The sequence below is a fragment of the Gracilibacillus sp. JCM 18966 genome (assembly GCF_055392695.1).
On record NZ_AP043883.1, the window covers coordinates 3,162,257 to 3,181,257 of the forward strand.

The following is a 19,001-nucleotide window of genomic DNA, read 5'->3' on the forward strand; positions in this document are numbered from 1 at the left end:
TAAAATGTTCGAAGGGAGTGAAAATCATGAATAAGGTAGAGAAAGCAAATCAACAAAAACGTAAAAAAAAGCGATTTCGCCTAATTTATCGAACAGCCATTTTAGTCGTTTTGTTTGGCGCTATGCTTTTTGCCATTGTTTCAAATGTACTTAGCGAGGATGAAGCGGTTGATGTAGGTGAACAAGCCCCAGACTTTCAATTAACACAATTAAATGGAGAAAATGTAGAGAATCTACGTCTATCTGATTTAAAAGGGAAAGGGGTTATGCTTAATTTCTGGGCAACTTATTGTGAACCTTGTAAGCGAGAAATGCCTTATATGGAATCCTTGTATCCACAATACAAGGAAAAAGGAGTAGAAATTGTTGCAGTAAGTGTTGATATGACAGAAATTGTGATCAATAAATTTGTGAATCAATATGATTTAACCTTTCCTATCCTTCATGATAAGTCATCAGAAGTAATGGATGCATATGGAATTAAACCACTTCCAACAACCTATTTCATTGATGAGAATGGAGTTATTGTAGAAAGGGTCTTAGGAGAATTAACTTTAGAAAACCTGGAAGGTTATCTAGAGCAAATAGTACCTAGTTAATATGTAAACGAGGGGTTTTTTATGGGAGCGTATACTTGTAGGGCTTGTGGATTTGAAAATAAAGAAGGTACCTCTATTTGTAACAAATGCGGTAATCCATTAGATGTAGAAAATAAAAAATTGCTCAATATGCGTTATGACGGTAGAGCAATTCGTTCCAAGACGAGAAATCAATCCATTGTTGATAAGATATGGAATTTTTTCTCATCTATCAAGGTAGGAGTTACCCTAATTGCGATTGCTCTTGTAGCATCAGCAATCGGAACCATCTTTCCACAAGAGATATACATACCAAATACCGTTAGCGCATCAGAGCATTATCGAGATCAATATGGCATTTTTGGTCAAATCTATTATCAGCTAGGATTTCATCAGTTATATAGTTCCTGGTGGTATATGTTATTAATAGCACTTATAGGTATTTCTATTTTTATTGTTAGTTTAGATAGAGGTATCCCATTATATAAAGCATTGAAGCACCAAAATCCTAAAAAGCATGCTGCCTTCTTAAAAAGGCAAAAGCTTTATGGGGAATATAACAACTATGAGCAAAATGATGTAGACCAATTGTTATCCCACCTACGCAAGAAACGATATCGTATAACAGAAAAAGATGGCCATTATCTTGCTGAGAAAGGAAGATTCTCCAGATGGGGACCTTATGTTAACCATCTCGGTTTAATTATATTCCTTCTTGGAACCTTATTGCGCTTTGTTCCATTTATGTATATCGATGAGTTTGTATGGGTTAGAGAAGGAGAAACTGAAGTTATCCCTGGGACAGATCAGCAATACTACGTAAAAAATGAGAAATTTATTATTGAGACTTACGGAGAAGAGGAAGAGGATGCTAAATTTGACGAGGTAATTAGTAGTCAAGAGGCTCCTATTCCTAAGAATTTTCAAACGAATGCTGTTGTTTTTCAGGATATATCTGAAAATCTTCCTGGAATGGAACCAGAATTAAAAGAAGTGAAAAGTGGAGAAATTATTGTCAACGAACCTATGAAATTCGACGGATTAGCACTATATCAAGATAGCTATCAATTAAATGAGTTTCAAAGTATGTCATTTAAGTTACATGAGAAAGATGATGCAAACGAAAAAGCGATGGTTGAATTCACGGTTGACTTAACTGATCCTAAATCTGAATATACGTTTGATAATGGATTTCGTATTGAGCTAGATAGTTATTATCCGGATTTTGTGTTAGAGGATGGTATGCCAAAGTCAAGAACCAATTATCCTCGAAACCCTGGTTTTGTCTTTTTTGTGTATCCTCCGAATTCAGAAGAACCTGAGGTAAGCTTCTTAGCTATTGGACAAAATATTGATCCAAATAATCAAAACAATTATAAAATTGGTTTAACTGGATTTGATGTTCGAAATGTAAGTGGATTAAAAGTGAAGAGGGATTATACGTTACCGGTAATTGGAATAGGTGCGTTCATCTTTATGATTGGTGTTGTGCAAGGGATGTACTGGCAGCATAGAAGAATATGGATTCATCCAGAAGAATCTAAACTTTTAATTGCTTGCCATACGAATAAAAACTGGTTCGGTATGAAAAATGAATGGGAGAAGGTTTCTTCCAATACTAAATTTAAATTCCTACAGGATCAAGAAGACAAAGAGTAATGATTACCGATTAGGAGGCTTACAATGGAAGACTTAATAACTTGGAGCGGCAGGCTCTTATATAGTGCCTTTATTATTTATTTAATAGCCACGTTATTATTTGCTGCTACGATAAAAGACAAAAGAAAAGAAAAAACATTTACAAAGCTACACCTTATAGCTATAAGTACAACCATTATTGGTTTTCTTGCACAGCTAGGTTATTTCTTCACGCGTTGGGCAGCAAGTGGACATGCGCCAGTTAGTAATATGTTTGAATTTGTTACGTTTTTTGGTATGATGCTTGTACTAGCATTTATTATCCTTTACTTTATTTATCGAATCGAGCTACTTGGCTTATTTGCATTGCCAATAGCCCTTTTAATTATTGCTTATGCGAGTATGTATCCAAGGGAAATCTCGCCATTGGTTCCTTCCCTGAAGAGTCACTGGTTGTACATCCATGTAACAACCGTTGCTTTAGGTGAAGCGATTTTAGCTGTTAGTTTTGTTGCGGGAATTATCTATTTAATAAGACAGATTAACCAATCAAAATCGACTGCTAAGACGAAATGGTTGGAGATCATTATGTATGCAATCTTTTCTACGTTAGGATTTGTTATCATCACTACCGCTTTTTCGATTGCAGATTATTCTGCTACATTTGAGTATACGCTGGAAGGAAATGCTACAGAACTGGATTATCAAATACCGGCAATATTTGGTCCACCTGACGGAGAGCTTCTTACTGAAGAAAGAATGGATGCACTTATTCCAACTCCAGAATGGCTACATGGCGCGGAAGCACCTCGTAAGCTAAATACATTAATATGGTCCTTATTAGTTGGATTACTATTATATACAGGAATAAGATTAATTCTAAGAAAAAGGGTGGCTGCAGCCATTCAGCCTTTTTTAAAAAAAGCGAATCCTGAATTACTTGATGAGGTTTGCTATCGATCAGTGGCGATCGGATTTCCAGTGTTCACATTAGGTGGTCTAATATTTGCAGCCATTTGGGCTCAAGAGGCATGGAATAGATATTGGGGTTGGGACCCTAAGGAAGTATGGGCACTAATCACGTGGTTTTTCTATGCTATCTTCCTTCATTTGAGGTTGACGAGAGGTTGGCATGGTGAAAGGTCAGCATGGCTAGCTGTAGTTGGATTTGCGATCATTATGTTTAATTTAATCGTCGTTAATCTGGTTCTAGCAGGTTTACACTCCTATGCCGGTTAAACCATAGCTAAAAAAGAATAATAGATCTGCGAGAAAGTACAAGAGATATTTGTCCCTTGTGCTTTTTCCGTATATACTAATAGAGTAGTGATAGGAGGTAAAATCATGGATAAGGAGCAGAAGAAAGTATTAGTTGTGGATGATGAAGACCGTATTCGTAGATTATTGAAGATGTATTTAGAGAGAGAAGAATATACGGTGGAAGAAGCAGCTGATGGAGAGGAAGCTTTAAAAAAAGCTTTAAATGAGGATTATGAAGTTATATTATTAGATTTAATGATGCCTGGGAAAGATGGATTAGAGGTTTGTAAGGAAATTAGAGAACATAAATCTACACCGATCATGATGCTAACAGCAAAAGGAGAGGAATTAAGTAGAATTCATGGTTTCGAAGCAGGGACAGATGACTACATAGTAAAACCATTCAGTCCAAGGGAAGTAGTTCTAAGAGTAAAAGCACTTTTAAGAAGAGCTGGTAATTTACAACTACAGAATCAAAGTAATCGTTCGAAAGATATGATAGAATTTCCACATCTAGTAATAGATAATGATGCACATAGAGTTCTAGCTGACCATAAAGAAGTTAACTTAACACCGAAGGAGTACGAGCTACTATTATTTTTAGCAAAAGCTCCAGATAAAGTTTTTGAACGAGAGGAATTATTAAAAGAAGTTTGGAAATATGAATTTTTCGGTGATTTAAGAACCGTAGACACCCATGTAAAAAGACTCCGCGAAAAGCTAAGTAAAGTATCCGAAAATGCTGCTAAAATGATTGTTACTGTATGGGGAGTGGGTTATAAATTTGAAGTAAAATAAATTAATTTGTAATCATTAACGATGTAATGAGTACTTAATGGGGAATCTTGTGAAATCCAGTTCTGTCCTCAAACTGTATGTACCGAGCGTATGAGAAGATTCTTAGTAGGCTAAAAGCACAAGCCAAAAGACCTGCCATTAAGCCAAATGGTTATGCTTAGAGGATTGAGCATGAAAGTATAGTTGTAGAGACCGCCAATGTATTAGACTCTTGATTTACTTTTTTGTAAAATCCTCCAAAGATTAAGGAGGAAGAATGATGCGCCGTAATTTTAGCATTTTATGGAGTCTTATTTTAGCTATTGTATTTATATCTGGATGTTCGACAAATGATCTAGATCCAGACAGTTCATCTGTTACCACAGCAAATATACAAATTTATAATGAAAATAACCTTATAAAGGAAGAAAATGTAGAAATTGATGAACAGTCTGTACTACTAGATGTACTTCAGAGAGAATTTGAAGTGGAGGTAACAGAAGATGGCTTTATCACTTCAATAGAAGGTTATGATCAAAATAAAGAGAAGAGCAAGTACTGGTTATACACGGTAAATGATGAAATGCCATCTGTCGGTGTGAATGATTATATCATTCAGGACCAAGATCAGATTGTCTTAGAATTAAAGGTGATTACTGAATGAAATTGCGTTTATCTCAATTAACTACAATTTCATTATTAGCAGCCTTAGCAGTAGTTGGGAGAATATTTTTTCAGTTTCTCCCTAATATTCAACCCGTTTCCTCCATTATCATTCTAAGTGCTTTTTATTTGGGGCCATTGGCAGGCTTACTTCTTGCAATTACTGCTGCATATGTATCTAACCTGGCACTAGGAGTGGGGATCTGGACGATATGGCAAATAATTAGCTGGGGAATCATCGGCTTAATAGTAGGATTTATCGGTATGAAATGCTGGAATAAGCCATTCATGGTAGTACTAACCATTAGTTTAATATCTGGATATGTATATGGCTTTATTCTCTCGCTCGGCACTTATACTTATAGTGGTACTTTTTTCGCTTACTATATTGCTGGCCTTCCATTTGATACCTTACATGCCATTGGAAACGTAATATTTACTATTTTGTTATATCCATTTCTTGCAAAAAACCTTCCGAAGCAAGCTTTGTCTTAGTTTTAGCAAGTGTAAGAGGAACCGCAGTATTCTTGCTGTGGTATTTCAATATGGAATTTGACATTTGGTGTAACCTTTCTTCTGTTTAATCGACAAATTACAAGAGTGAGGGGGTCTATTGGTGAAGACCACTTTTGAACAATTATACGATGAATACCACAAGGACTTATATCAGTACATTTTTTATATGGTAAAAAACAAAGAGCAAACAGAAGATATTTTACAAGATGTGTATATCAGAGTATTAAAATCCTATCAAAAGTTTAAAGGAAATAGTTCCGAAAGAACTTGGTTATTTTCTATTGCACGGCATGTCACTTTTGATTATTTTCGCAGCTTAAAAAGAAAGCGTCAGCGAATTAAAGAATTTTTTAATTGGGGTGCAGAAGGAGAGATGATTAAAGCGAATGAACCATTGCCTGAGGAAGTTACGATTTTAGATGAGCAAATGAAGTTACTGTATCGATTACTTGATCAGTGCAATTGGGATCAAAAGCATGTCATTATTTTAAGGTATCTTCAGGATTTTAATATAAAGGAAACAGCAGATATTCTTGGCTGGTCAATCAGCAAAGTGAAAACAACGCAGCATCGTGCATTAAAATTACTGAAAGCATTAATGGAGGATGCTAGGGAGAAGGAGGATGTTGATCATGAAAACAAATCATTCTAATAATAAGCAAACAGTAAAGGATTTGTTAAAAAGGCTTCCTAAAATCCAAGACAAACGATCCAAACAAGAAATCCTCCGAAATATTGAAAAAGAGTTTCAAACAATCGATGATGATACACGGCCAAGAAAAAGAAAAAAACTTTGGATTCCTGTAGTCGCAACTTTCTGCTCCATCATTGTTCTTCTTGTCGTTGCTCGAAGTTTAGATTTTGACTTGATTCAGAGGAATAATTCTTCTATGGATATTGCAATCAACGAGTCAGCGACAGAAAGAGAATATTCATCTGAATTACCAGAGAATGATGTCATAGAAAACAACTCTGTTGCAAATTCAGCAGATAGATTATTAACGGACGATTCCTTGTCCCCTTTTAAAAATATTAATGAAGACACCTTCTCTTATTCTGTTGAGTATATACAGAAAGATAACACGATTTATACAGCATGGCTTGTGGAGGACTTATCCTACATTATTCCGATCAGTTTGATCGATAGTGAAGGTCTAGTTACAAATTTAGATGATTATTATATGAAATTGGATCAATTTGTCCAACCAGAAACATATGGTTTACGTAATTTACAACTCGAAAAGCTAGATATTCAGTTAGATTCGGCTCCAAACGAGTTGGAAGTTATCTTCAATGACACTTATCCAGTAACTGCATCTAGTAACCATTTACAATCATTTAGGAAATTGATCTCCTATATGTTTAGACCATATGGTTATGAAAAATTAAAGGTAAGTGGAAATCATCCATTTGTTGAAAAGCTGTCTGAACACCATATGTTAAGCTTAATGGAATTACAGCCAGTAGCCTATAAAAAATTCCAATCTTCAGACAAAGAAACAACATGGCTCATACCAATTGAAAAAGGGCATATTTCATCATTTGAAGAGGCACTTACAGAAATGACGTTAAATGAGTCTGCTAATGAAGTTCTTGCTACGGTACCAAATGATGCTCAAATTGAGGTAGAAACAAAAGAGGATAGTGTCAGGGCAATGATACGTTCCGAGCTATTAGGAAATAACCAAGGAACAGTGACTATGATTGAAGCTATTTTAATGACCGCTAAAAGCTATGGCTATGATAAAGTAGATTTGGATATTGGATACAATCGTGTAGGGAAGTATGACCTAACAAAAGAACTAACTGTACCTATTCAAGTAAACCCGATTCCAATTCAGTAGGTTAAGTGGTCCATTGTGTCATCGAAGGCTATTTGTACACAATGGACTACATCTATTAAATATATAAGTTAACTGCCGTTTCTATCTATTGTATTTTCCATTACCTTAATGGACTCCGTAGGGCAACCTTCCTTTGCATCCAAAAGATCCTCTTCCTCTTCCTTTTTGATCGGTGTGCTCCCTTGATTGTTATCTCTCTTCGCAAATGCTATTCCTTCATCGTTATAATCAAAAATACTCGGAGCAGTTGCTCCACATACCCCACATGCAATACAGGTTTCTTGATCGACCCATGTATATAAAGGCATAAATAGGTCCTCTTTTCTTTAAAAAATATTCAATAATATTGTATCATATATATATGAATTTCATATCTATTTTCTACATCCATTGGTACAATAATAAAAAGGAGTGTAAAGTAGAAAAATGTTTCAATGGATTTTATTATATTGCTTGCAGCAAGTTCAAGGTGAACGTTCTGTAGCAAACATATACCACTTAATTGTAGGGAAAAAATCAACACAATCTATTCAAGATAGTTATATTTATAACCTTTCAAAATATTATGGAATTTATCGCACCTTAAAGCGTGATCAATTTGAAGAGATTATCCATCAGTTGATAGCCGATGGATATATGAAGTTAGACCAGGATGGAAAAGGAACCCTTACAGAAAAAGGCTCTCTTTATCTAGTAAAAGGTAGTCATTTGCAGCTGCTTTCACTTAATGGCGAGAAATTTAGTGAAAAGGCACCTGCCTTTTTAGATAAGTTATTACTTCTTATACAAACTATGACGAATGTAATGGCAGGACAACGTGGGTTTATTCCGGTTATCGATAATCCTTTAATCCAAAGGGAAGTGAAACAAATAATCGCTCGGCATTCCTTATTAAGCCAAGCGAATTTCTCTAACTTATACAAGGATTTATATTCACATTTAAACACAATCCCATCAAGCTATGCGGATATTTTCGTTGACCATTTGACTACATATCGACAAATTGGATTAGGTAAACAGCAACTAGCACTTAAATATCAAGTAACTGTGTTCGATATACATTGTATATTAATGAATATAATCCACCAGCTTCTAGCGTCAATACAACAATCCTCATCCTTTTATGTGTTAGATAAAATTGATTTGGATCATAAGTCTATTCCGATAACAGAATCTGCTCAAAGAACTTATCAACAGCTGAAAAAGGGAATGGATATAGAACAAATTGCCAAGAGAAGAGGCTTAAAAGAGAATACAATTCAGGATCATATTATTGAAATAGCTTATTGGGAAAATAATTTAGTTTGGTCGGAATTTATAACGAAAAAGATATATGATGAAATTTTGCAGATAGTAAATCATCTCAATACCAATAAATTAAAAAACATTAAGTCCCATTTACCCGAGTATGTTAGTTATTTTCAAATAAAACTCGTAATTGCGTTAGAGAATAAGAAGTCCAGAAAGGAACAAACACAATGACTGGCAGGCTAGAACAACATCTAAAGCATCATTTTGGTTATGATCATTTCCGAACTGGTCAGAAGGAGATTATAGAAGCGGTGCTTTCTGAGCAGAATGTTGTTGCGGTTCTTCCCACAGGTTCTGGTAAATCAATCTGTTATCAATTGCCAGCTCTTTTGTTAAAAGGTACCGTAATCGTTGTATCTCCTTTATTATCCTTGATGACAGACCAGGTGAAGGAATTAAAAGCACACGGATTTAAGCAAGTTGCCGCAATCAATAGCATGATCACAGAATCCGAAAAACAATATATATTCAATCGTCTAAGTGAGTACAAGCTATTATACGTATCACCAGAAATGTTACAAAATAATTTTCTTCTTAAAAGGTTATACTCCCTTACCATTCCCTTAATGGTAATTGATGAAGCCCATTGTATTTCACAATGGGGCTTTGAATTCCGACCGGACTATTTAAGACTTGGTGAAGTCCATCACAAATTAAATAAACCGACTATTTTAGCACTAACAGCAACAGCTACGAAGGAAGTGCAAGAGGATATTATTCAGTCACTTCAAATGAATAATTGCATAAGATTAATATATCCGATGGATAAACCGAATATAGCTTTTAAAGTAAAACAGTTTACGGAAAGAGAGCGGAAAAAGGAGTACATTATTTCTAAATTGAGGGAATTTCCCGTTCCAACTATGATTTATTTTTCCAGTAGGAAGGAAGCGGAAAAAATAGCGATTCACCTCCAAAGCGAGCTAGCAGATCTACGTATTGCATTTTATCATGGTGGTTTAGAAACCAATGATAGGCTATTGATTCAGCAACAATTTATGCAAAACCAACTGGATGTTATATGTTGTACAAGTGCTTTTGGAATGGGGATCAATAAACAGGATGTTCGTTTAGTCATCCACTATCACATACCATCACAGATTGAATCATTTATTCAAGAGGTAGGTCGTGCAGGTAGAGACGGAGAGGAAAGTATTAGTATCCTATTGTATCATGATATGGATAAATTCATTCCTAAACGACTAACACAATCTGAATTACCAGATGTTACTACTGTTAGAATGGTATTAGAAGAAATAAATCAAAACCCTCAACTAGACTTACAAGAAATAAAGGATTTTATCTTAAGCTTGACCCAAAATAATGAAACACATTGGAGATTTTTACATTATCAAGTAGAAAAATTAGGTGTTCTCGACGTAGACGGAAAGGTTAATCATTCGTTCAACATTGATCAAAGTATGTATAAAATCGAAAAAACCATTCAAAATCGACTGGATCAAAAAAATCTAAAATTACAAGAAATGGTCGACTGGATAAATACAAAAAAGTGTAGAAGAGCGACATTGTTTCAACATTTTCAAGAAGGGTACAATAACCCTAAAGGAATATGCTGTGATAAATGTGATTTCGATTGGACTAAATGGAAGCCTGCTAAAAGAAAAGTAAATCTACAACTTAATAGCTGGAAAGATAAATTAGCCTATGCTTTTATGCAGGAAAACATAGAAAGCTAAAAAGGGAGAACAAGGTAATGGAGGGGAGTCAATCATGACGGATTTTAAAGATGATCAAGCAAGTTCCCTTCGTCAACTAGTTGATGAGCATAACAGTCAAATGGAAAGGGACCAAATATCTACTTTTCCACCGAGAAGTACAGTGCATCGTCGAATCAAAAGAAAGAATAATCCTTTCTTATTCATTCGTATACTTCTCATTGCCTTTATCGTCATTATTATTACTACCATCATTTTTAGTCTGATGGAGAAGAATTTCTAGCATGTAAAAAGCGCCTAGTTTAATGCATAGGCGCTTTGTCATATTAAAAAATCTTTTTTCGATCACGTTCTTCCTTTAATATTTCAACCGCTTCATGGAAACGTTGTGAATGGACAATCTCTCTTTCCCTTAAAAACTTCAAGGAGTCATTAATAAAAGGGTCATCCGATAAATCAATGATCCATTGGTAAGTTGCTCTAGCTTTTTCTTCTGCTGCAATATCCTCATACAAATCAGCTATCGGATCTCCTTTTGCTTGGATATAGGTTGCCGTCCAAGGAGATCCAGCTGCATTATGATAAAATAAAGCATGATCATGATTAACAAAATGTGCGCCTAAGCCAGCTGCTTCTAGTTGTTCAGGAGTGGCATCCTTTGTTAATTTATAAACCATTGTCGCAATCATTTCCAGATGGGCAAATTCCTCTGTACCGATATCATTTAACAAGCCAACAACCTTATCTGGTATCGTATAGCGTTGGTTGAGATAACGGAGTGCTGCTGATAATTCTCCGTCTGCACCACCATATTGCTCGATTAAATATTTCGCAAGCATTGGATTACATTGACTAACCTTTACAGGGTACTGAAGTTTTTTTTCGTAATACCACATTGCTGTTCCCTCCCTTTACACTTGCCATGGCCATGGGGCATTTTTCCAATCCCACGGATAATTCGAAAAGCTTCCACCAAATTGCATAAGAGGACCGAACTTACTCTCAAACTCTGCTTTTAATTGTTTGCTTTCATAAGAGGCTTGGTTAAATTGTTTTATCGCATCAAGGTCATCGGGATGGGTATCTAAATAGAGTGTAAGATCGACTAACACGAAGTCAACTGCTTGAATTTTCTCTAATAGCTGATAATAGGACTCTGGTAAAGCGGATTGACTCATCTGGTTATGCCTCCTCTCGCTTTAGATAATATGGGTCATAAAGAAATGGCCAAAGTGTACCACGAAAAAGGGCTTCTCGTGCTGTTGGATATTGTTCTAAATTAGTTGGCTGAAAATTTAAATAAAGATTAGGTGGAGTTGAATAACATTTTTTTAAGATAGGTTTGCAAGGATCTAATGGGCTTATATACGGTGTATAACATTTCACTAATGTAAAATTCAATAAAACCTTCTCCTTTCTTATCCATACCTATATCATAGTATGTGCAGGACGTTTGTCCTATGTTATTCTGAAGAGGATTCTTTTTCCTTTCTATTGCACTACATAGTAAGAAAAATATAGGAAAAACCATATCGGATATTTCACAATCGCAAAATAAAATTGTATACTAATATTATGTATTTTTACGTGGATCGGTAGGAGAGGACAAAATTGAACACTAGCTATGAACATTTGCAAAATATGATGGAAGATGTGTTAAGACAACTAGGATATCCTAATGAAATATATCACTTATTAAAAGAACCTTCTCGAGTGTTAAAAGTACGTATTCCTGTTCGGATGGATGATGATAAAATCCGAATTTTTACTGGATATAGAATACAGCATCACGATCTATTTGGTGTGACCCAAGGAAATGTCCATTTTCGACCAACATTAACGGAAAAAGAAGTCTCAGCATTGGCAATCTTAAGGAGCGTAAAAGCAAGTAATCTACAGCTACCATTAGGAGGAAGCTGTGGAGGAGTTGTGTGTGACCCTCGAGAATTATCCTATAGGGAATTAGAAAGACTATGTAGAGGATACGTTCGGGTCATTCAACACGTTATTGGCCCACAACTAGATATACCTTCATCGGATGCTTCACTTGATCCACAGATCATGGCCTGGATGATGGATGAGTATAGTAGATTGAACGCAAACGAAGATCCCAATTTTATTACAGGTAAGCCATTTGTGCTAGGTGGTTTGAAAAAGAAAGAAGAAGCTATCAAACAGGGGATCCTTCAGACAATCCTTTCTTTGACCGAGCAGCATCAGCTGGATTTACATAATACGAGAATATTAATACATGGCACTGGGCAGATCGGTAGTTATTTAGCAGATGCGTTATATGAGAAAGGTGCGAAAATTGTAGGAATATCTGACCCACAAGCTGCCATCTTTGAAGAAGATGGTATTGACATACCAGAGTTATGGAAATCTAAGGATCGTTTTGGAATCATTACAAGAAACAAAAATAGTATAACCATCGAAGAACTAATGAGACAGCAGGCAGATGTGCTAATTTTAACAACGAAAAATGAACAAATAACTAAAGAGCTTGCTGAACAATTACATTCTACTTTCATTGTTGAAACAGTCAGCCATACATTAGAAAGGGAAGCAATTCACTTCTTACATCAGCAACAAGTTCAAATAATTCCGGAAGTATTATCTACAACCGGAGGAATTATATATGCCTATATCGAGTGGATGGAACATAAGCAGGGAAAAAAGTTCACTGATGATGAGATTACAGAGTTATTTGGTACTATAATCAAGCAAGCAATCCAAGCTGTTTCAGACATCGCAGAACAGAAAGATGTAAATTTATATACTGCAAGTTATATGATTGGGTTAAGAAATCAAGCAGAAGCGTTACGATTTAGAGGCTGGCTTTAAATTAAAAGGGAGTGTTAATAAAAATGCAACAGGAGCAAGCGATTATTATTGGAGCAGGTCCATGTGGGATGTCTGCAGCCATTGAATTGCAAAATATTGGAATTGATCCATTATTGATTGAAAAGGGAAATATTGTGGATGCGATCTATCGTTATCCAACCCACCAAACCTTCTTCAGTTCAAGTGATAAATTAGAGATAGGCGATGTTGCCTTTGTTACAGAAAAACAAAAACCTGTTCGAAATCAAGCATTAGCCTATTATCGAACAGTAGCTGAAAGGAAGAAATTAAGAATTAACAGCTTTGAAGAGGTAACTTCTATTGATAAGAAGAGCAACTCCTTTATTCTAGAAACCGTTAATTATGATAAGGAAATCAATCAGTATAAGGCAAAGTATATTGTTATCGCTACTGGTTATTACGGGCAACCAAACCGTATGGAGATTAAAGGAGAAGAGCTAAACAAGGTTTCCCATTATTTTAAAGAAGCACACCCCTTCTATCAAAAAGAGGTGTGTATCATTGGAGGTAAAAATTCTGCTGTAGATGCAGCGATTGAACTACAAAGGGCACGAGCTAAAGTCACTGTACTATATCGTGGTCAAGATTATTCTCCAAGTGTAAAACCATGGATTTTACCAGAATTTGTTTCACTCATCAAGCATGGTAAAATCAAAATGGAATTTAATGCTGATCTATTAGAAATAACGAGAGATAAAGTTATTTATGAAGTAGATGGGAAGAAAAAAGAATTAGATAATGATTTTGTATTTGCAATGACAGGATATCAACCAAATCAATCCTTCTTAAAGGATATTGGGATAACTGTGGATCTTGCTACCGGTCGACCAACCTTTAACCCAGATACAATGGAAACAAATATTGAAAATGTCTATATTGCCGGTGTTATCGCAGCCGGTTATGATAATAACGAAATCTTTATCGAAAATGGTCGATTTCATGGAGGGTTAATTGCCAGATCAATTCATAACAAATAATGTTTTAGTCACAAAAAGCTTGTTCTAATTCATAAGTTGTTGCTCCTTGTTCTAAAAGGAGCATTAACTTTATTCTTGCTTTAGGACCATTCACATGATTAGCAAAGATCACTCCAATATCCTGTAATGTTTTCCCGCCACCTTTATAGTTATAAGTCGGTTGAACTCTGCCTTGATAGCAACGGGTGACCAAAACAATGGTAATACCATAATCGATTAATTGCTTTAGAGCTGGCAGAATATCTGGTGGCACATTCCCTTGCCCAAATCCTTCTATAACAAGACCGTCAACTTCTTGACTGCATAGGCACGATAGGATGGAAGGAGACATACCAGTAAAAGCTTTTATTAGAAATACATTCCTCGTTAATTGCTTAGGTTGATAATATTCTTTTTCATCCGTTAATAGCTGATAGAAGTTTATACTTTTTTTATTAACAAAACCGATCGGTCCAACAGGAGGACTCTTAAAAGTTGAGACATTACTAGTCGATGTTTTCGTAACATATTTCGCTGTATGTATCTCATCATTAAATACAACAAGTACGCCATGGTTTCCTGCCTTCTTATATGAGGCAACTTGAATAGAGCATAGCAGATTGTACAAGCCATCTGAACCTACATCATTACTAGAGCGCATGGCACCTGTTAACACAATAGGTATAGAGGTCGATAGGGTAAGGTCAAGAAAATAAGCAGTTTCCTCTAAAGTATCGGTGCCATGGGTTATGACGACACCTCTCGTTGTCTCTTGAATATTGCTTTCCACAAATTGTGCAAGCTTTAACATATGGTTTGGTGTAATATGTGGCGAAGGTAATGAGAATAATTCTATTTCTCTAATCGTAAAATCTGTTGATTGAACTTTATCTAATAAAGGATGATTCTCACTTGATCCAACATGACCTTCATGGTCTTGAACCATCGATATGGTTCCACCAGTATGAATTACTAAAATTTCTTTCATTTTATCCCTGCCTTTTTAGGTAGTGTATTCGTAGTTTTTTGAGAGTAGGTGTCGATTTGTTTGGACTTTTAACAGCAGCTATAGCTCCCGCTTTTGCCATATTAGCTTTTTTTTACCTAAAGGATGAATATGAATTAGAACCTTTATCCGCAGTAACCAGAACTTTTACCTATGGAGCTTTATTAGTGTTCCCTATTATGTTCATCCAATATGCTTTTATCGAAGAAGGGATTGCTCAAACGCCCATGTGGAGAAGCTATTTTCTCTTTGGTTTATTAGAGGAATTCTTTAAATGGTTCTTCTTCTTAATTACTACCTATAAATATTCGAAATTTTCCTCTGTATATGATGGTATCGTTTATGGTGTATCGATCAGCTTAGGATTTGCTACGGTTGAAAATTTGCTTTATTTATTCGCACATGGTATTGAAAGTGCCTTTAGCCGTGCCATATTCCCTGTATCCTCCCATGCTCTATTTGGTGTTATTATGGGATATTACATGGGAAGAGCAAAGTTTCGTTCTAAGAATAGCTATTTCCATTTATTGATCGCATTAATTATACCAGTTATTTTACACGGAACCTATGATTTTATTTTAGAAACCATCACCAAATCTTGGTTATATTGGTTAATACCATTTATGATTGTATTATGGTTTTATGGATTAAGAAAGGTAAAAATGGCCAACGAATATTCCAAGCTTCATCAATATGAAATATGAAAAAGCTAGCAGGTGGAAATTTTCACCTGCTAGCTTTTTTGATTATTTATAAACAGTGGACTTAACAGATTTATTCCTTCATCAACACTTACACAAAAAATCATGAATAATTTACCTTTAATTAATAAAACCTATCGATATATCAATTCAATTTATGGGGCTAAATGGAGGTAATGAAAATGAAAGTGCTCAAAACTGGCATGCTAATTGTATTTATTTTTTCCCTTCCTTTCTTGTTAACATCACAAGAGACGGAGGTTAAAGCATTTAGTGATCAAGTAATACAACACGGAGCAACTGGTGAAGACGTCATTGAGCTTCAAGCAAGACTTCAATATCTTGGTTTTTATAACGGAAATATTGATGGAGTATTTGGCTGGGGGACTTATTGGGCTTTAAGAAATTTCCAATACGAATTTGGTTTAGATATTGATGGATTAGCTGGGGAAGAGACAAAACAAAAGTTGATTAGTGCTAGCGAGTATAACAAACAATATGTAAGAGAACAGATAAACAAAGGAAAAGACTTTACCCATTATGGCGGAATGGATATGGAGAAACAAACAAAAGAAAAAAATCCATCACCAAATAATCAAGGTCAAGAAACGGAAAAAAATAATGCAAAGGAAGAGGATCTTGAGCCAACAGCAGTGAACGTTCCTCAAGGTTTTTCACAAAATGATATAAAATTGATGGCAAATGCCGTTTATGGTGAAGCAAGAGGAGAACCATATCAAGGGCAAGTAGCTGTAGCTGCTGTTATTTTAAATAGAGTGGAAAGTCCAAGTTTTCCCAATACCATCTCAGGTGTTATTTTTGAGCCACGTGCGTTTACAGCTGTAAGTGATGGGCAGATTTGGTTAACACCAAATGAAAAAGCACGGAGAGCTGTATTAGATGCGATTAATGGTTGGGATCCAACGGGTGAAGCTATCTATTATTTTAACCCTAATACAGCCACATCTGATTGGATATGGTCAAGACCACAAATCAAAAAAATAGGAAAGCATATATTCTGTATGTAAATTGGAGGTGTTATGATGTTTAGATGGCTATTAATTACTTTATTAAGTTTAGGAATAGTTGGGGTTTCTGTTTGGGGATATCAAGAGCATCAAGAAAAAAATGCCATATTGATACAAGCAGAGAACAGCTACCAACGCTCCTTTCATGATTTAGCCTATTATATGGATTTATTACATGACAAAATCGGATCAACCTTAGCGATGAATAGTCGTGAACAATTATCTCCACAATTAGCTGAAATTTGGAGACTTACTTCTATGGCACACGGGAATGTTGGTCAACTCCCACTCACGTTACTACCTTTTAATAAAACAGAAGAATTTTTGTCACAAATGGGTGATTTTAGTTACCAAACAGCAATTAGAGATTTAGAAAAAGAACCATTATCAGATAAGGAACTACAAACCTTTGAATCGTTATATGAAATGTCTGGAGATATTGAATCAGAATTAAGAAAAGTTCAAAATATGGTTTTAAATGAAAACTTGAGATGGATGGACGTCCAGTTAGCATTAGTAAATAATGATGAACAAGCAGATAATACGATTATTGATGGATTTAAAACAGTGGAAAAAACGGTAGAAGGATATTCTGAAGGAAAAATGAATGCTAGCTTAATGGGAACATCTAGTAAAAAAGATGGTTTTAGCATCCTTGGTGATGAAAAAATATCGAAAGAAGAAGCAAAGAAAAAAATAAGAGAATTACTACAAGTGGATAAGGAAACAGAAATCAATGTTACTACTACTGGAGACGGGGCTACAGTTCCTTTATACAGTGGATCGTACCAGAAAAATAACCAATCAGGTTATATCGATATTACGCAAAATGGTGGTCATCCACTTACAATGATGATCAATCGAGAGGTGACGGAAGCTAAAATTGGTCTAAATAAAGCAACTCAACTAGCAGAACAATATCTGCAGGATTTAGATTTTGAGGAGTTAGCTTTATTAGAAAGTAATCAATATGATAATGTAGGGGTCTTTCATTTTATTCCTCAAGTCGATGACGTCTGGATTTATCCTGATGTGATTCAGGTTAAAGTAGCTTTAGACAATGGAGATATTTTAGGACTTGTGGCAAAAGATTATTTTGAGAACCATCGGGATCGAGAGATTCATTCACCAAAAATTACAGAAGAAGAAGCGAGAAAGGAAGTCAATCCTAACCTGAAAATTCATGAAAATCATCTAGCTATTATCGAGGATGATTTAGGAGAAGAAGTCCTAGCGTATGTCTTCTTAGGTACATTAGGAAACGACAGCTACAAAATATTTATCAATGCAGAGTCCGGTGATGAAGAGCGTGTTGAAAAGCTAAAACAAGCAGAGATTAGATATTAGTTCGATCTAGAGAAGGGAATCTGTTCCCTTCTCCCTTTTTTTTGTGATAATATATAAGAGGTATTTATTCATCATCCATAGAAGAGTTATGGCGCTCTAGTAGGTGGTCCTAAGGATGATGACGGTTTACGCTCTGAAAAGAGAACCACAATGAAAGGGGCTTTTAGTGTGACAGAAAAAAAAATAGCTATTGCGATTGATGGTCCTGCAGCAGCTGGGAAAAGTACAGTAGCCAAAAAGGTCGCAGAAAAACTGCATTATGTATATATTGATACGGGTGCGATGTATCGCTCGTTAACATACAAGGTGCTCCAAGACAATATAGATATGAAGGATGAAAATGCTGTCCTTAATCTTCTAAAGAAAACAAACATTTTATTGGATCAACATTTTGATGTATACGTAAATAACGAAAAGATAACGGCGGAAATTAGAACATCAGATGTAACGGATCATGTGTCTCTTATAGCTTCTTATCCTTCAGTTAGAGAAGAAATGGTTACACGTCAGCAAAAGCTTGCAACAGATCGTGGGGTTGTCATGGATGGTCGAGACATTGGAACAAGAGTGCTACCTGATGCGGAAGTAAAGGTGTTTTTAATAGCAAGTGTGGAGGAAAGGGCAAAAAGAAGACATGAAGAAAATGTTACTAAACACCTCCCTAGTAATTTCGAACAGATTAAGTTAGATATCGAGAAGAGAGATCGAATGGATACTGAAAGAACCGCTTCACCTTTAAAGAAAGCAGATGATGCGATCGAAATTGACACAACCTCACTTAGCATTGAGGATGTAGTCAATAAAATTCTTTCATTAGTGCAAGAGGTGGAATAAA

At 35.5% G+C, this 19,001-nt stretch carries 22 protein-coding genes; 17 read left to right on the plus strand and 5 right to left on the minus strand.

Annotation, left to right across the window (positions count from 1 at the left end; all coding sequences use genetic code 11):
* Positions 1-26: 26 nt before the first annotated feature.
* From resA to ACZ5N5_RS15340, 8 genes are all read left to right on the plus strand, one after another.
* Positions 27-599, plus strand: a complete 573-nt coding sequence (resA, locus tag ACZ5N5_RS15305) for a thiol-disulfide oxidoreductase ResA (protein WP_054787995.1) — start codon at positions 27-29, stop codon at positions 597-599.
* Between the two features lie 21 nt (positions 600-620).
* The gene (gene resB, locus ACZ5N5_RS15310; protein WP_464368053.1) at positions 621-2,237 is read left to right on the plus strand and encodes a cytochrome c biogenesis protein ResB; all 1,617 of its coding nucleotides are present in this window, start codon (positions 621-623) and stop codon (positions 2,235-2,237) included.
* A 24-nt stretch (positions 2,238-2,261) separates the two neighbouring features.
* Positions 2,262-3,455, plus strand: a complete 1,194-nt coding sequence (ccsB, locus tag ACZ5N5_RS15315) for a c-type cytochrome biogenesis protein CcsB (protein WP_109984239.1) — start codon at positions 2,262-2,264, stop codon at positions 3,453-3,455.
* A 105-nt stretch (positions 3,456-3,560) separates the two neighbouring features.
* Positions 3,561-4,274, plus strand: a complete 714-nt coding sequence (locus tag ACZ5N5_RS15320; protein ID WP_054859342.1) for a response regulator transcription factor — start codon at positions 3,561-3,563, stop codon at positions 4,272-4,274.
* Between the two features lie 259 nt (positions 4,275-4,533).
* The gene (locus ACZ5N5_RS15325) at positions 4,534-4,917 is read left to right on the plus strand and encodes a DUF4430 domain-containing protein (protein ID WP_054787959.1); all 384 of its coding nucleotides are present in this window, start codon (positions 4,534-4,536) and stop codon (positions 4,915-4,917) included.
* Positions 4,914-5,411 (plus strand): ECF transporter S component, encoded by a 498-nt coding sequence (locus ACZ5N5_RS15330; protein ID WP_464372720.1) that lies wholly within the window; start codon positions 4,914-4,916, stop codon positions 5,409-5,411. Before ACZ5N5_RS15325 ends, ACZ5N5_RS15330 begins: the two co-directional genes overlap by 4 nt.
* A gap of 121 nt (positions 5,412-5,532) precedes the next feature.
* Positions 5,533-6,084 carry an RNA polymerase sigma factor SigX gene (locus ACZ5N5_RS15335; RefSeq protein ID WP_277677929.1) on the plus strand — a complete coding sequence of 184 codons (552 nt, stop codon included), beginning with the start codon at positions 5,533-5,535 and terminating at the stop codon, positions 6,082-6,084.
* Positions 6,065-7,276 (plus strand): hypothetical protein, encoded by a 1,212-nt coding sequence (locus tag ACZ5N5_RS15340; protein ID WP_464372721.1) that lies wholly within the window; start codon positions 6,065-6,067, stop codon positions 7,274-7,276. Before ACZ5N5_RS15335 ends, ACZ5N5_RS15340 begins: the two co-directional genes overlap by 20 nt.
* 68 nt (positions 7,277-7,344) lie before the next feature.
* Here ACZ5N5_RS15340 and ACZ5N5_RS15345 read toward each other — a convergent pair whose 3' ends face one another.
* Positions 7,345-7,584 (minus strand): ferredoxin, encoded by a 240-nt coding sequence (locus ACZ5N5_RS15345; RefSeq protein WP_054787963.1) that lies wholly within the window; start codon positions 7,582-7,584, stop codon positions 7,345-7,347.
* Positions 7,585-7,702: 118 nt separating this feature from the next.
* On the opposite strand from ACZ5N5_RS15345, the gene ACZ5N5_RS15350 reads away from it, so the two are divergent.
* The 3 genes from ACZ5N5_RS15350 to ACZ5N5_RS15360 are packed head-to-tail and all read left to right on the plus strand — an operon-like array spanning position 7,703 to position 10,546.
* Entirely contained in the window at positions 7,703-8,758 is a 1,056-nt protein-coding gene (locus ACZ5N5_RS15350; RefSeq protein WP_464372722.1) for a YpbB family protein, read from the plus strand.
* Entirely contained in the window at positions 8,755-10,284 is a 1,530-nt protein-coding gene (locus ACZ5N5_RS15355; protein ID WP_464372723.1) for a RecQ family ATP-dependent DNA helicase, read from the plus strand. The genes ACZ5N5_RS15350 and ACZ5N5_RS15355 overlap by 4 nt, the downstream gene beginning before the upstream one ends.
* Positions 10,285-10,318: 34 nt before the next feature.
* Complete coding sequence (locus ACZ5N5_RS15360) at positions 10,319-10,546, plus strand: hypothetical protein (protein WP_054859346.1); 228 nt, start codon at positions 10,319-10,321, stop codon at positions 10,544-10,546.
* Between the two features lie 43 nt (positions 10,547-10,589).
* Here ACZ5N5_RS15360 and ACZ5N5_RS15365 read toward each other — a convergent pair whose 3' ends face one another.
* Genes ACZ5N5_RS15365 through ACZ5N5_RS15375 form a run of 3 tightly spaced genes read right to left on the minus strand, consistent with a single transcriptional unit; the run spans position 10,590 to position 11,664 of the window.
* Positions 10,590-11,159 carry a manganese catalase family protein gene (locus tag ACZ5N5_RS15365; RefSeq protein ID WP_054859347.1) on the minus strand — a complete coding sequence of 190 codons (570 nt, stop codon included), beginning with the start codon at positions 11,157-11,159 and terminating at the stop codon, positions 10,590-10,592.
* A gap of 15 nt (positions 11,160-11,174) precedes the next feature.
* The gene (locus ACZ5N5_RS15370) at positions 11,175-11,441 is read right to left on the minus strand and encodes a spore coat protein CotJB (RefSeq protein WP_054787965.1); all 267 of its coding nucleotides are present in this window, start codon (positions 11,439-11,441) and stop codon (positions 11,175-11,177) included.
* 4 nt (positions 11,442-11,445) lie between these two features.
* Positions 11,446-11,664: a spore coat associated protein CotJA gene (locus ACZ5N5_RS15375; RefSeq protein ID WP_054859348.1), complete on the minus strand. Its 219-nt coding sequence runs from the start codon at positions 11,662-11,664 to the stop codon at positions 11,446-11,448.
* A gap of 210 nt (positions 11,665-11,874) precedes the next feature.
* Here ACZ5N5_RS15375 and ACZ5N5_RS15380 point away from each other — a divergent pair, with 210 nt between their 5' ends.
* Positions 11,875-13,107, plus strand: a complete 1,233-nt coding sequence (locus ACZ5N5_RS15380) for a Glu/Leu/Phe/Val family dehydrogenase (RefSeq protein WP_109984246.1) — start codon at positions 11,875-11,877, stop codon at positions 13,105-13,107.
* 23 nt (positions 13,108-13,130) lie between these two features.
* Positions 13,131-14,105, plus strand: coding sequence for a YpdA family putative bacillithiol disulfide reductase (locus ACZ5N5_RS15385; protein ID WP_054787968.1), 975 nt, complete (start codon positions 13,131-13,133; stop codon positions 14,103-14,105).
* Between the two features lie 4 nt (positions 14,106-14,109).
* Here ACZ5N5_RS15385 and ACZ5N5_RS15390 read toward each other — a convergent pair whose 3' ends face one another.
* Positions 14,110-15,072 carry an asparaginase domain-containing protein gene (locus ACZ5N5_RS15390; protein WP_054859352.1) on the minus strand — a complete coding sequence of 321 codons (963 nt, stop codon included), beginning with the start codon at positions 15,070-15,072 and terminating at the stop codon, positions 14,110-14,112.
* A gap of 56 nt (positions 15,073-15,128) precedes the next feature.
* Between ACZ5N5_RS15390 and prsW the strand changes: the two genes are divergently transcribed.
* The 4 genes from prsW to cmk all read left to right on the plus strand — a co-directional run bounded on the left by prsW (position 15,129) and on the right by cmk (position 19,000).
* Positions 15,129-15,794 (plus strand): glutamic-type intramembrane protease PrsW, encoded by a 666-nt coding sequence (gene prsW / locus ACZ5N5_RS15395; protein WP_054787996.1) that lies wholly within the window; start codon positions 15,129-15,131, stop codon positions 15,792-15,794.
* Between the two features lie 200 nt (positions 15,795-15,994).
* Positions 15,995-16,819 carry a spore cortex-lytic enzyme gene (gene sleB, locus ACZ5N5_RS15400; RefSeq protein WP_425454577.1) on the plus strand — a complete coding sequence of 275 codons (825 nt, stop codon included), beginning with the start codon at positions 15,995-15,997 and terminating at the stop codon, positions 16,817-16,819.
* Positions 16,820-16,834: 15 nt separating this feature from the next.
* On the plus strand, positions 16,835-18,166 hold the full coding sequence (gene ypeB, locus ACZ5N5_RS15405; RefSeq protein WP_109984249.1) for a germination protein YpeB: 1,332 nt from the start codon (positions 16,835-16,837) through the stop codon (positions 18,164-18,166).
* 168 nt (positions 18,167-18,334) lie between these two features.
* Complete coding sequence (gene cmk / locus ACZ5N5_RS15410) at positions 18,335-19,000, plus strand: (d)CMP kinase (RefSeq protein WP_245902306.1); 666 nt, start codon at positions 18,335-18,337, stop codon at positions 18,998-19,000.
* Position 19,001: the final 1 nt, after the last annotated feature.